Consider the following 13,229-nt stretch of genomic DNA (forward strand, 5'->3'; position numbering starts at 1 on the left):
AATTTGGCAGTCCAGCGGCGCCGAGTTGCAGAAGATTTCGTCAATCGATTAATTATCGTTGCGCTTCGGAGAAAACGGAGTACCCTACTTAAGAATATGAAGCGATGGCTCGACCTTGCGTCGATTGTCAGAAGAATTCGCTCTAACAAAGGCAGAGACAGGGAACAGGCAGAAAGTGAGGCGGGGCCCCGCAACGGGACTCAAGCTTCCGAAGCCCAGGCGTTAGCAAAGGACCTGGCGCAATCTTTCAGAGGTAGGTAGCTGTGTTGTTATTCGGTCAGTTCGTGGTCACGGGTATTGTGACCGGCTGTTTCTTGATTCTTGCAACCATCGGCTTTTCGCTGACCCGGCGTGTTGAAGGTTTCCTGAATATCGCGCACGCCGAACTCATCGGAGTTTCGGCATTTACAACCTGGGCTCTCAACGCTGAACTCGGGTGGCATATTTTGCCGGCCGCTTTGTGCGGCATCCTCGTCACGGCTCTGTTGGGCCTTGCAATCGGGAGGCTTGTGTATGAGCCAATTCGCAGCCGCGGCCCAGCAACGCTCCTGATTTCGTCGGTTGGAGTCGCTTTCGTTATAGGAGGTTTCGTTGACGTCATGGTTGGCGTCGGCATCCGCAGCTTCGATATTCCGCTCGCCAAGAGCCTGCGGTTCTTTGGCCTCCGCATCACCAACTACCAGCTGATCCTGGTCATCCTCGCAACACTTTCGGTCATCGCGATCGCTATATTCCTGAACAAGACCAGGATCGGCCTTTCAATTCGGGCCATGGCGACGGACCCCAAACTGGCGTCATTGCGCGGCATCGATATTCGCAAGACTTCTCGCGCGGCCTGGCTCCTCGCATCAGGCCTCGCAGGTGTCGCGGGTGTCGTGCTGGGACTTATTTCTACGCTCTCGACTGACATCGCGTTCGGCCAAATTCTACAAATCATCGCCGTTGCAATTCTTGCGGGCCTGGGATCGCTCTATACGGTCATTGTCGCCGGGCTGATCGTGGGCCTGACAATGGATCTCTCGGTGCTCTGGTTGCCGGCAGGTTACCGCCCGCTCATAGCTTTTGCCCTGGTCATCCTCGTTCTCGTATTCCGCCCTGAGGGACTTGCAGGAAGGAAGAAGCAATAATGTGGACGCAGCTCGTTACCGCCGTTCTTTTGTTCGGCAGCGTCTATGCAGTTTTGACGCTGGCTTTGAATCTCCAGTACGCACGCGGTGGCATGATCAACTTCGGCATCGTCGCCTATTTCGCGGCGGGGGCGTATGCCTATGCGATTGTCACCCAGGACCCGCCGACTGAAACGGACCAGTATATGTTTGGTTTCGCGGCGCCGTGGTGGATGGGGTTGATAGGGGCTGCAGCGGCCTCATTCACCTTCGCTGTGATAACCGGATGGCCGACGCTGCGTCTGCGCGGTGAGTATCTCGCGTTGACGACATTCGCTTTCGCCGAAGTCCTCGGGTCCCTGCTTCTGAATGACAGCAGGATAGGAAATGGAAACCTGGGCCTTTCGAACATCAGGCGTCCGGACATCAGTTGGACGGGGTTAGATGACAGTATTGCCTATGCACTCGCTGCGATGCTGTTGATGATAGTGACGATGCTGCTGTTTAGGCGCATTCTCGCTTCGCCCTACGGCCGCGTGATGGATGCCATCCATGATGACGAGTTGGCCACACAGGCAATCGGAAAGCGCGTCACTCGGATACGCCTGGAAGTTTTCCTTATTTCAGCGGTTCCCGTCGGTCTCGCCGGCGCAATGTACGCGATGATCACGACGCTCGTCGCTCCCAGCCTCTACACGGCCGAAGTTACCTTCACAGTATGGATTGCATTGGTCATCGGCGGTGAGCGCACCATTCTCGGTGCGATACTGGGCACCATGTTGCTCATTTTGATTCAAGAAGGCATCCGGGTCTATCCGTTCGAAACGGTGCGTGGCGCGCAGATGGCGTCGTCCGCTCAGGAAATCCTCACCGGCATCCTGTTCATTGTTATTCTGCGTTGGCAACCGTTTCAACGTCTGTTCAGGAAGGAACGCGATGCATGAGCGATCAGTTTCTGTTCGTTGATCGGGTGGCGAAGCGCTTCGGCGGTCTGAAGGCGGTGGGCGGAGACAATGGCCTAAGCTTCGCGGTCACCAAGGGATCATTTGTCGGCTTGATAGGTCCCAACGGTGCTGGAAAGTCCACCTTATTCAACTTGATCAGTGGATTTCTGAAGCCTACTTCGGGACGGGTCGTGCTGGAGGGCAGGGATCTTTCAACCTGCCCATCCTCCGAGATTGCATCTTTGGGGATCGGGCGGACATTTCAGACACCGCGTGCTTTCCACTCTCTGTCCACATTGGACAATGTCCTGGTCGGGTCGGACAATATTGGAGAGAACCTGGTGTCGGTGCTCAACGGCGGCTGGCGTTCCGCCGATGCAGCTCTAAAGCAGAAGGCACTCGATATTTCGGCCCGAGTGGGCTTGAAGGATCGGATGAGCGCCTCCGTCTCGAAGTTGTCGGGCGGTGAGTTGCGCATGCTGGAAGTGGCTCGGCAGTTGATGCGCTCTCCCAGAATATTGCTCCTCGATGAACCGACCGCCGGCGTAACACCAAGCTTTCAGGTCAAGTTGAAGAACCTACTCGTAGACCTCAACAAGGAGGGCGTTACTTTAGTTGTCGTCGAGCACAATCTGCGCTTCCTCCTTGAAATTGCCGACAGCGTCGTCGTGCTCCAGAACGGCCAGCTGCTGTCACAAGGCTCGCCAGCGCAAGTCCGCGCTGATCCCAAAGTGGTCGCGGCGTATCTTGGAGCTGACAATGCAGCTTGACGTTACTAGCCTCAGTGCCGGCTACGGCCGAATGACCATCTTGCATGACCTGAATTTCGCCGCGAAGCCTGGCGAGATTACGTGTCTTCTCGGTCCCAACGGGGCGGGCAAGAGCACATTGATGAAAGCCCTCGCCGGTCAACTGGCTGTGACGGCAGGGGACATTACGCTGGATGGCAGATCTGTCGTCGGCCTGGGTCCGCTACAGATTGGCAAGCTGGGCGTGGGGTATGTGCCTCAGGAACACAATGTATTCACTGAATTGTCGGTGCAGGACAACCTCAGGGCGTCTTCGTTGGCCTTCAGGGGCGGCGAGGGCAGGATCGAGGAGGTATATAAGCGCTTCACGATCCTGAAGGATCGGTCGCGGCAGATGGCCTCGACATTGTCGGGCGGCGAGCGCCAAACGCTCGCGATTGCGACGGCACTTCTTGCCGCGCCAAAGATCCTGCTGCTCGACGAGCCGACCGCTGGCCTTGCCCCCATATTCATCGACCGGATCGTCAAATGGATCGGCGAATTGGCTTTCGACGGAATGGGCGTGGTCTGGGTGGTGGAGCAAAATCCGGAACATATCCTGTCGTCCTCTACCATGACGTTTGTTATGGAAGCCGGACGGATCCGCGAGGTACTCGAAAGCAAGCGGCTCCTGGAGCCGGGCCGCCTAGAGGCAGCCATGCTTTAATCCCATATCTTCGAGTGCTGGTGGAAATATTTAAGAACACTGAATCAACAGCGCACTAAATGGAAAACAGAGGAGAAAGGCACAATGCAACACGGAGCTGTTCTTCGAAAACTAATGCACGCCTGCGCCGCGGCATCGCTCGTCGTCACATCGACTGCAGTCGTCGGGATCGGTGCAGCAGCAGCCAAGGATATCACGGTCGGGGTGCTCGTTCCCCTTACCGGTGAGCTCGGTCGGTTTGGCGAGATCGTCGCCTCAGGTTTTGATCTGGCCTTAGACGAGATCAATGCGGCTGGCGGGACGAAATGTGGCAATCTCCGCTTCGTTGTGGATGATACTCGCGGTCAGCCCGATCACGCCCTCCGAGCTGCGTCAAAAATGATCGATACGGACAAAGCCGTTGCCATCATTGGCCCGTCCTCGAGCGAGATGGTGGCGCTGGTTGACCTGGCGAAGCGCAAGAAGGTTGTGCTTGCGTCCTCAATCGCCGGCAGTATTACCCTCAACAAGCTGGGCGGCGACTTTGTCTATCGCACCGTTTCCTCGGATCTCGGGGACGGCATCGCCGCCGGCCTGTGGCTGTCGGAGCGTGGATACAAGCGTGTTGCATTCCTCGTTCAGAACGAGGAGTCGACCATTTCGACGGCGCAAGCCGCTAGGGCGCGCGTCGAGGCCGCGGGTATTGCGATCACTGACTATGTTGTCTTCAATTCGAACCAGCCGTCCTATCAGGCGGAGCTTGTTTCGGTGCTGGCCAATCAGCCGGACGCGATTTATCTCGCAGGTGGCCAGGTTTCGGGCGTCACGGTGATCAAGGAGGCCAGTGTCGGCGGCTTTGAAGGGCAGTGGCTCCTGTCTGCCGACCTCGCGGTCCCGGAGACCTTCGGTGCGGTCGGAGCGGACCTCCTCAATGGTCGCGCTTTTGTGGAATTTGCCGATGCCGACAATTCATTTCCTGAGTTCAAGGCGTTCCGGGAGAAATATCTCGCGAAGACCAAGAACGAACCAGGCCCGTTTGCCTCCAACTCCTATGATCTCGTAAATTTGGTCGCGCTCGCGTTGGAAGCCAGTGGTGATTGCACCGGCAACGGCATCAACGCCGCTATCAGGAACGTCTCGGAAGGCGGAGAGCCGGTCACAACTTTTGCTGAAGGCAAGGCAGCTTTGGCGCAAGGCAAAGACATTGACCTCGTCGGCGCCTCCGGTTCGCTCACCTTTGACAAGAGCGGAACCGTGTCGGGCGCTTACACGATCCAGGGTGCCAAAGACGGTGCCTGGGTGACCGAAAAGTTCTATCCCGCAAGCACCTTCGAACAAAAGTAGCCGGGCATTCGGGAGTCCATGCCGCATCCAACACTCCGCTGGCCGTCTGATAAGACGGGCGGCCAGCGGATCCGAGGGGCTCGAAGCGCGCCGGCACCGAGGCCGTGTCAGCCAGCCTCGGCACGGGTGAGAGTGATACTCGTGCCGCCCTGTTTATGCTTGGCGCTGGCACCCGGCTTGCGATAGTCGTGGCAATGTTTTCCGTATCCTTGGTCCACTTCAGCTGCCGCTCGGAGGACTCCCATTATTGCGGAGACTGTCTAGCCATTTAGTTAGGCCACGGGCTCAACGGAACCGAAATCGCTTCGAACGTCCGCACGTCTCCCCATGTCCGCCAGAGTCTGTTGTTGGCGCCAACAGCGGACTTTAGCTCCTCAGAAAGCTATAGTCTCGGTGGGTGCCCCGATAATTCCACGCTTGAGCACAGTCATTTGCCAACGTGCTTGCGTGCAGCCGTCTTGACCGGATTCTTTCTGGACGCGACCGGAGCCGATGGCATGCCATCCAGCGACACCGTTTCTGCGAGCTCTTTCGACTCACTTTGACCGAGATGCGAGTAGCGAGCGATCATCTGCGGCGATCGATGTCCACTGACCGCCATGATCTGACGGTCGCTCATGCCCGCAAGAACGGCGCGACTGATCATCGAATGTCGGCCCCAATGGCCGGTAGCGCGTTTGGCCATCTTGATCCAATTCACGAGTTCGCGGATCCTGACGTCGTTTCCTCGTCGCTTCGCCGCCTCCAAGTCCAACGTCAATTCGTAGATAACCTTCCGGCGGGTTGAGTTCCACGCTGAGCGGAACTGAGAGCCCCTCTGCACCCTGGCGCGCTTGTACGGCACACCCTTGTCGGTGAGGAAGAGGGCGTCATGGCCATCCTTGCGCGCTTTCAAAGCCTGCTCCATGCGCCGAGCGAGCCGACCGGAAATCGACCGGGTTATCGCTTTGCCGTCTTTCGTGACACCAAGGTGGAGGAACTCACTGCCTTCCTCGAGGGAAAGGCCGCTCCGGCGCGGGTCGTCATCGTCAGGCTCGGTGCGATTGAGGAAGAGCAGCTCACCGCCCCGAAGTCCGGTGTCGAATATGGTTTCGAAAAGCAGCTTGGCATGCTGCGGCGCAAATTTGATGAACAAGTCGATGACGGAGCGCGGCAAATTCTTGTTGACCGGAATCTTGCGCGGATCGTAATTCGGCAGTTCAGGCATAGGGAAATCCGCCCCACAATACTCTTCCGCGACCGCCCAGTTCATGACGGCCAAGTAGTTGTTGCGGCAGCGGTGGAGGTATGAAAGCTCTTTGCCGCGCAGATGATTGTTGAAGTAGGCTTGGATGTCCTCGAGCCTAAGGTCGCCGATGGGGCGACCAGCCGCCTTCCGCCTGATCAGGAAGTTGGTCAAGCGCAGCACATAGCCAGCTTCCGGATCGATCGTGCCCTCTAGCTCCGGCCGCTTGCTGATGCGGCTGAGGGCGCGAGCTTTACAGTAAAGCATGGCCACTTCGGTCCAGGAAAGATCCCGAGCTGGCTTCCCTGAGGTCAACTCCTCTAGGAGTTCAGATTGCCGCCGGATCAGGAGTTCTTGCGCCCTTGCTTTTGCTCCGGGCGTGCCAATGCGAATGCCTGTAGTCTCGTATATGCGGACCCGCTTGCGGTTCGCTTTGACGGTGCCGCGTAAATAATAGTACGGGCGGCCTTTATAGGTCTTGAGCTTAAGAGGCATGCGGTTCTCTCTACGATGCGGTCATAGTGGAATTTCTCGAACCTTTGAGCGCGACGGCTTCCGAATGAGAAGTGCTCGTCCGGGAATTTGATGCGGAGTTCCTGGAGCCACGAATTCAAGGTCCGCTTGGAGATGAGCAGCTTCGCGGCCATTGCTGACATGGTGATGGGCCACGCCTCAGGACCTCGCGCAGACGTCTCAGCGTCTTCGCGATCGAATCCTCGGTCCAGCATGATGTCAGTGCTCGCTCTCATGACTCTGATATAGAGCCGTGAGCTACGCTGTGGTCGCGCTGGGCCTAGAAATTCCAATATCTAGGCGAAAAAACTTTCGATCCATCAGGATACGATCTCAAGAGATTGGACCTGCCAAGGGATTTGACCCGAGGATTCATTCATCGTACGTCTAACCAGCCATCCGCAGCTGGCCGGCGTTTACGGGCCAAGCCAGCATCATGATCACTTCCGCCGCCGTCGTCCCGAAGAGCGGCGGTGAGCGGAAGTGCCCGAGATTTCTAAGCCTGTCGGCGATCTTCTCGGTTTCATGTCCCAGTCGTCTGACATCGCTCGCTTCCTCGGCATTTCGCGAGTGGAGCCTATCGGCTATCGTCCACTGCCACGGGACATCATCGCTCATGACGTCGTTGGCGCTCGAGATCGGCCGAAAGGCCGCATCGTAAGTTTCACCGACGCCGATGCGCGGACGCGATCCCGCAGGGGAGCCGCGCAATCGACCCCTGAAAACCACCGCGGAGTTCTCGATAGCTTGCAAGCTTTCTATCAAACAGATCAAAGTAGACATTGGTCCGTGCCGGGGGGCCGATTGGAAGCCAGTGCAAGCAGGTTTATCGGGTTGGATCTGCGGTGCTGCAGACCAGCGCTGGCAGCCCTGAAAAGACCCGGCGAATGGCTGGAGCACTGAAGAGAGCTCCAACGGGTGTAGCGCTCCGTTCGAGAGCACCGAGATCTTCGAGGTCGCTCAAGAGAATTCGTCCGTTCTCCTCATCCCTGAGACTCTCAATGAAGATGCATCCAAGCATCTCTTCTGCTCGCTTCCACACCAGATCATCGGAGACACCAGGACCGAGGCAATCGGGATCGCGAAGTGCATCGATAAGGCGCGTACGCTCGGGCACGATCACCTGCATCATCCGGTCACCGATGGCGATTGCGTCCCCCCAAACCTTGAACATGGTTTTGAAGAATCCATCCAATTGGCCAGACAACAGAGCGTCGCGAAGGGTCGCGATGTAGAGGTCGAAGTTGCATTCGATGGCGGCTTCCCATGGCAAGATCGGCCAACCGGCACGGTGCAGATCGAGACTAAAAAGAAGCCGCCCGATGCGGCCATTCTCGGACTGGAGCAGCGAGAGCTCAGCGAACTTGAGATGTGAAAGCACTGCCCAGATAAAGGGGTTTACACTCAGCCAGCGCCCGGGATCGCGGTCCGCCAGCCAGAGTTCGGCCGCATGCGGCAAGGCCTCGACTGGCATATAGCTCGGGACTGGAAGCCGTTGCCGCAGGTCGTCATCCAACCAACATTGGAGCCGCCATCTCGGGATGGTTCGCAGGCGCCGCGCCGTCGGCTGAACCTCATCATGGATTGCAACCAGCTGCTTAATCAGCTCAAGCGGCTGGTAGTGGATGGCGAGGGGGTCGTATCGGCTCAATGCGCTACAAGTCGCGTCCGACAGTTGGGTCGCATGGTCGATGCTCTGGCGCAGCGACCCACGCCGGCTCTGTGACATAAGCCGAGCGACCGAGCCCCGTCGTCCGTCGTTCCGAGTGTCCAGCGCGAGCCGAATGCCGAGCTCAGCATGGCAGGAAAGAGAGGCGATCAACATCTCGCAATCGGCGACGGCGAGGCGCGATCGATAGCTTTCAAGCTTGCTGGCAAGCTCCCCCAGTTCGGTCGCGTAGGCCACGCTCAGCCACTGGCCTTGCTCGAGCAGTTTCGGATGCCAGGGACTGATGGACTCTTCGGGCATTGTGGGCCTCAGTCCGGTCTCGGGTCCGGAAGTGGCTGCGCCGAACCGGTCTATGAGCGCACACCGGTCGTGCGCGGTGAAGTCGTCCGACTCTTCGATGACAGCTTGCAAGTTGCCAATCAGACTCGAGACGACCTCGTGCGAGAGTGGCGTCGGCCAGGCCCATTGCGTCACGTCTACGTCATCGGGGGCGATGATGAAGGCCACGACCTCGGTCTTGCCCACCGGTCGAGCCTTGAGGCCGAGCGCGCGAAAGTTCGCCGTAATGACGAACACCTCATCGCCGGAATGGCCGATGAAGGACATCTCCAGGCCGAGTGCGCGGAGAGCGGTGGCGATGTTCCAATGCGCGCGGTGGAATGTGATGAAGAGGTCGTTGGGGAGTGCCAGGATCTGGCTTGCCATCTGGGTACTCTTTCTATGCGGGAGATTTGGGAGTTTCCCTCTCTGGGAGGGGAGCCGCGGGTGCGGGCGTTCACGGTGGACGCCCGCCCCCGCGGCCGGCTCTATGCGGCCGAACGGCCTCTGATCTCGAAATCGCAGCTTTCGACCCGGATGGGCGCGATGACGATGAGGAGAGTCTTTCGCTCGGTCTCGCCCTCGAACTCGATGGAGACGCCTGCCAGAACATGGCGGCCGGTTGTGAGGCGAAGGCGTGCCAGCCGATCGGTGACCTGGCGGACGAGAATCCGCTTCATTGCGTGGGGATCGCTCATCAGGTCCCGAAGCGGCCAGGCGAGGGACCTCAGTGACTCGGTGATCCGCGAGATCTCGGAGTCGGGGAGGGGGGTGGTGCCGACCTGATAGACGAGGAGATCGTCCATGGATTCGGCCAGCTGGGCGAGATCCGCGCCGCTTATCATCGTGCAGGGAATGACCTGTCCGCTCCAGTCCTGCACATATGTTCTGTGGCTAGATTGCGTATGCGGTGACCTCTTCGCCGAGGGCTCTGTCATGAAGGTGCCCATCTAATCGTGGGCGCAACAGCAGAGGCTTCTTAAGCTCTGACTTTCCGGTCTTGGCCTTCTGGCCTCGACCGCCGTCGCGCACGATGTGGCGACGACGGTCGAGGCAAGGGATGGGCGTCCATGCTTCTCGGGGACCGATGTCTAGATCACGGGTCCGTCGTTACCCTTGCGGGGCTTGGGTGTGGACTTGGGCAACGGCGCATCGTTCGATGGAGGCGGCGCCGGTTGCTGCGGGGCCGGTCCGGCCGGCCGTTGCGGCGGTGGTGTAGCAGGCCCGACTGCCGCTGGCGGGACGTTCTTCGGAGGCTCCGGCGTCCGCGGCCGCAGCGTTGGGACGATGGTGAACGCTGGCCGCTGCGGCTGACGCGTCGTCGGCGCGGCCGCCGCCGGGGGAACGTTCCGCGGGGTCTGCAGTTGCGTCGTGGGCGGTGTGATCGCCGGCCGTTGCGGTTGCGCCGGCGCTGGCGCGTTGGCCGGCGCGGCACCCCGGCTGGAGGCATTTTGCTGGACATTCGTCAACGCGCTGGGCCGGTTGCGTGCGGAAACAAATCCAAGCACATCGGCCAGGATCGAGCCATGGACGGGATGGTTCCGATGGAGCCGGAAGCGGCCATAGGTCTGGCGCGGAACCGGATTGAGCGACCGGAGATGCCGGAACTCGCGCCGGGTCCGTGCCGGGCGGAGCTTGCCCTCGGAATCACGCCGCTTCAGCAAGGCGGCGAAACGAACGAAGTGTCGTGCAACGACCAGATCGGAGAAGAGATCCGCCTTGGCCATTACGTTGTTGATGCGGCTGGCGATCATGTCCAGCTGCCGTTCGATCGCGTGCAGGACATGGTGATCGAGTTGGCGCAGCCGGCGCAAAATCTTGAACCAGGCGCCATAGTTCAGGGTCTCGATGTTGACCACGATGGGGCTGACATCGAAACCGCCTTTCCCAGGGATGAGCGCCGGATCCATGCGCGGGTTCTTGGGGAGGAAGTCCTTGAGGCAGCCTGGATCGCGGTATCCGGTCTTGGGTAGAATTCCGCGATCGAGCGCCGCTTCATTGGCGCCCTTGAAATGCGCGTGGATCAAAGAATAGGGGCTTGCGGCTTTGGCGGCCTTCTTGAGCGCGGAATAGTCGCGAGCGAAGCGCCAGTGCGGCGTCAACCGCCAATGATCGGCGAGTGCCTCGGGAGCGGCCTCGCCGGCAGCGACTTCCCGCGGCGCGCCGTGTTCCTGGACCGCCTTGACGAGCGCCGTTGGAAACAGGGTCGCGGCCTCGTCGCGGCTTGCATAGGTGAGGGACGCCTCGCTGTCATCGCCGCGGGACATCTGCCGGCCGAGCTGGCCAAGATCGCTGGCGAGGGACTTCGGCACGAAGAGATCGAACCCTTTCCGGTGCCGGGTCATGGCGACGTAAGCCGAACGCCGGGACCAGGCGCGCTCACGGTCGTAGAGCGCGTAAGTCCGCGGCAGCGTTTGGCCTTGCCCTCGGTAGACCGTGCCGCAGCGCCCGAGCCCCCAACCGTCAAAGACGGTTGGGTCGAAGGTGATCATGTTCCCGGCATCGGTCTCCACCACGATCTCGTCGGGTGCCATGGAGACGACCTTGCCGGCCGCTCCATTCATGATGCCAAGCTTCTTGTCGGTCGCGTGGAACTGCACCTGGTCCTCCGGAAAGAGGCGGATCTTGCCTCGCACGCAGGTGAATTCCATGAAGTCCCGTCGGCCGGCGAACTGGATCGCCTGAAGCCGGTTGTTGAGCTCGTTGGCGACGACATTGGTGGCGCAATAGACGAACTTGGGGGTGTCGGGGTCCAAAGCGAAATCCTCGCTCCAGCGGAGGACGAGGCGGTCCATCGCACCGTCAAGATCATCCGACCAATGGATCCTGTCCCGGGCTGCATAAGCTTCCACGGCCTCTGACATCCGTCCCTCGGAGAGTGCCAGGCTCGCTTCCTTGGCCCAGCTTTCATCCTGGCGCCGGACCTCCTTGAGCTCGACGGCACCAAGCTCTTTCTTCAGGATCGCGAACATGCCGCCACGCTCGACTGAAGTGAGCTGGGCCTCGTCGCCGACCAGGATCAGCTTCGCACCGGTCTTGGCGGCGGTCTCGATCAGCCATTGCATCATTCCGGAATCGATCATGCCGGCCTCGTCCACGACCACGACCGTGTTGGCATTCCAGAGGAGAGTGTTGCGGCGAGGGTGTTCCAGCCGGTACCGCTCTGAGTGGAGGGTGTTCGCATACGAGAACCCCTCTGTCCGCATCGTGTTGACCACTTTGTTGGTGGGGGCGAGACCGACGACCCGGAGACCGGCGGCCTCGTAGGTGGCCTTGATGCCTTTGATGACGTGAGACTTGCCGGCGCCGGCGATACCGCGGCAGATCGCGATCCGGCCGGAGAGCAGCAGGTGCTCATAGGCTACTTCCTGTTCGGACGAGAAGGTCATCGCGGCGATGCGTCCAGGCATGTCGGCCTTGAGTTTGGCCAGCTGACGCTTCGTCGGTTTACGCCCTAAGAGCTTCCTGGCCGTTTCCAGGATCAGCCGTTCTTGGTTGCGCACCGCATTGGTCGTGTAGACCTTCAGCGGCTTTCCGGTCTCCGGATCGAAGAGCGGAATAACCTCCGGATCGGCCAACACTCGGTTGATCAGATCGGAGGCTTCCTGGCCGAAGACGTTGTTGGCCTTCAGCAACCATCGGAGCCCGCGCCGGGTGAAGGTGGCGCGGTTGCGCAGGGCGTCGGCGAGGAGGTTCTTCGGATCCAGGATCCGGTCACGAGCCGCTTTCCGGGTGATCTCGTCGTTCTCCACCCGGACGCTGTCCGGAATGAAGCGGGCCTCGCCCCAGTGCACGCCGCCGGCTTCAATGGAGGCATCGACCACCAGCGGAATGCCGCGGTCGCGGAAGAAGCGGTTCTGGAAGTTCCGCCACTGGCCCGGCAGATCCTGCGATTCGACATGGACCGACCGGCCCGCCCGATAGGAGAACTTCGGCTCGAGGTAGGTCGCCTTCTTGCCAAACCCCTCCGCATCGAGCGTCCGTGTCGAGATGAGCAGATGGGCATGATGATTGCCGATCTCGGGGTCGTCGGCTTCGTGGATGACCGCCATGACGGCGACGCCAGGGTAAGCATGCTCCACCCATGCACGCAGAAGATCGCGCCGTTCATCGTCGGTGATGTTCTTGGGCAAAGCGAGGACGACGTGCTTTGCAAGCGTCGCCTTCTTCTTCGGTCTGGGAAGGCCGTCCTCGCGGTCCACGGTCATCTCCGCTGCCTCGGCCGCCCGCCATAGGGTCAATGGATCCTTGAATCGCTTCGGGGCACCGGTCGGTAGGAAGATCATGGGGCGACCGACGATGTCGCTCTTGCGGCGCTTCTTCCTGGGCTTCTTCTCCCTAGGCTCGCCTTTCTTGCGCTTCCGCTTATTCCGCTTCTCCGCATCGATCGCGGCGGCGGCCGCTTCCAGGGCGGCGGCCTCCCGGGCCTGTTTCGCTTCTTCCGGGAGGAAGTTGTAGGTCTCGCCGGTCAAGTGGCTCTTCCACCGCTCGCGGCAGATATAAGCGCCAAGACCGACGGCGCTTTCGCCGCGACCGGTCGAGAGCACGCGGACCTCGATGTAGTTGATAGCCATGTCTGAAGACTCCTCTGCATGGGCTGGGAAGACGGGAAATCCGCCCCCTAAGAGCTAGAGATAGAGTCGAAACATGAGCGCGGCCGGAAATTGCTTGCCGGC

General features: G+C 60.0%; 10 protein-coding genes. 5 read left to right on the forward strand and 5 right to left on the reverse strand.

What is annotated here, in order from left to right; genetic code table 11:
• Window positions 1–266: 266 nt before the first annotated feature.
• From ACH2CY_RS01370 to ACH2CY_RS01390, 5 genes are all read left to right on the forward strand, one after another.
• Window positions 267–1,127 (forward strand): branched-chain amino acid ABC transporter permease, encoded by an 861-nt coding sequence (locus tag ACH2CY_RS01370; protein WP_395015089.1) that lies wholly within the window; start codon window positions 267–269, stop codon window positions 1,125–1,127.
• Window positions 1,127–2,050, forward strand: coding sequence for a branched-chain amino acid ABC transporter permease (locus ACH2CY_RS01375; protein ID WP_395015091.1), 924 nt, complete (start codon window positions 1,127–1,129; stop codon window positions 2,048–2,050). The genes ACH2CY_RS01370 and ACH2CY_RS01375 overlap by 1 nt, the downstream gene beginning before the upstream one ends.
• Complete coding sequence (locus tag ACH2CY_RS01380) at window positions 2,047–2,820, forward strand: ABC transporter ATP-binding protein (protein WP_395015092.1); 774 nt, start codon at window positions 2,047–2,049, stop codon at window positions 2,818–2,820. Before ACH2CY_RS01375 ends, ACH2CY_RS01380 begins: the two co-directional genes overlap by 4 nt.
• Window positions 2,810–3,505 carry an ATP-binding cassette domain-containing protein gene (locus ACH2CY_RS01385; protein ID WP_395015094.1) on the forward strand — a complete coding sequence of 232 codons (696 nt, stop codon included), beginning with the start codon at window positions 2,810–2,812 and terminating at the stop codon, window positions 3,503–3,505. Before ACH2CY_RS01380 ends, ACH2CY_RS01385 begins: the two co-directional genes overlap by 11 nt.
• An 84-nt stretch (window positions 3,506–3,589) precedes the next feature.
• Window positions 3,590–4,828: an ABC transporter substrate-binding protein gene (locus ACH2CY_RS01390; protein ID WP_395015096.1), complete on the forward strand. Its 1,239-nt coding sequence runs from the start codon at window positions 3,590–3,592 to the stop codon at window positions 4,826–4,828.
• Window positions 4,829–5,255: 427 nt separating this feature from the next.
• Here ACH2CY_RS01390 and ACH2CY_RS01395 read toward each other — a convergent pair whose 3' ends face one another.
• From ACH2CY_RS01395 to ACH2CY_RS01415, 5 genes are all read right to left on the reverse strand, one after another.
• Window positions 5,256–6,548 carry a tyrosine-type recombinase/integrase gene (locus ACH2CY_RS01395; protein WP_395015098.1) on the reverse strand — a complete coding sequence of 431 codons (1,293 nt, stop codon included), beginning with the start codon at window positions 6,546–6,548 and terminating at the stop codon, window positions 5,256–5,258.
• A gap of 405 nt (window positions 6,549–6,953) precedes the next feature.
• On the reverse strand, window positions 6,954–7,349 hold the full coding sequence (locus ACH2CY_RS01400; protein ID WP_395015101.1) for a hypothetical protein: 396 nt from the start codon (window positions 7,347–7,349) through the stop codon (window positions 6,954–6,956).
• A 43-nt stretch (window positions 7,350–7,392) separates the two neighbouring features.
• Window positions 7,393–8,940 carry a hypothetical protein gene (locus ACH2CY_RS01405; protein WP_395015103.1) on the reverse strand — a complete coding sequence of 516 codons (1,548 nt, stop codon included), beginning with the start codon at window positions 8,938–8,940 and terminating at the stop codon, window positions 7,393–7,395.
• A gap of 101 nt (window positions 8,941–9,041) precedes the next feature.
• Complete coding sequence (locus ACH2CY_RS01410; protein ID WP_395015106.1) at window positions 9,042–9,434, reverse strand: hypothetical protein; 393 nt, start codon at window positions 9,432–9,434, stop codon at window positions 9,042–9,044.
• Between the two features lie 210 nt (window positions 9,435–9,644).
• Complete coding sequence (locus ACH2CY_RS01415) at window positions 9,645–13,127, reverse strand: AAA family ATPase (protein WP_395015108.1); 3,483 nt, start codon at window positions 13,125–13,127, stop codon at window positions 9,645–9,647.
• Window positions 13,128–13,229: the final 102 nt, after the last annotated feature.

Origin of the sequence: Dongia sp. (assembly GCF_041905885.1) — a bacterium.
Taxonomy (GTDB): Bacteria; Pseudomonadota; Alphaproteobacteria; order Dongiales; family Dongiaceae; genus Dongia.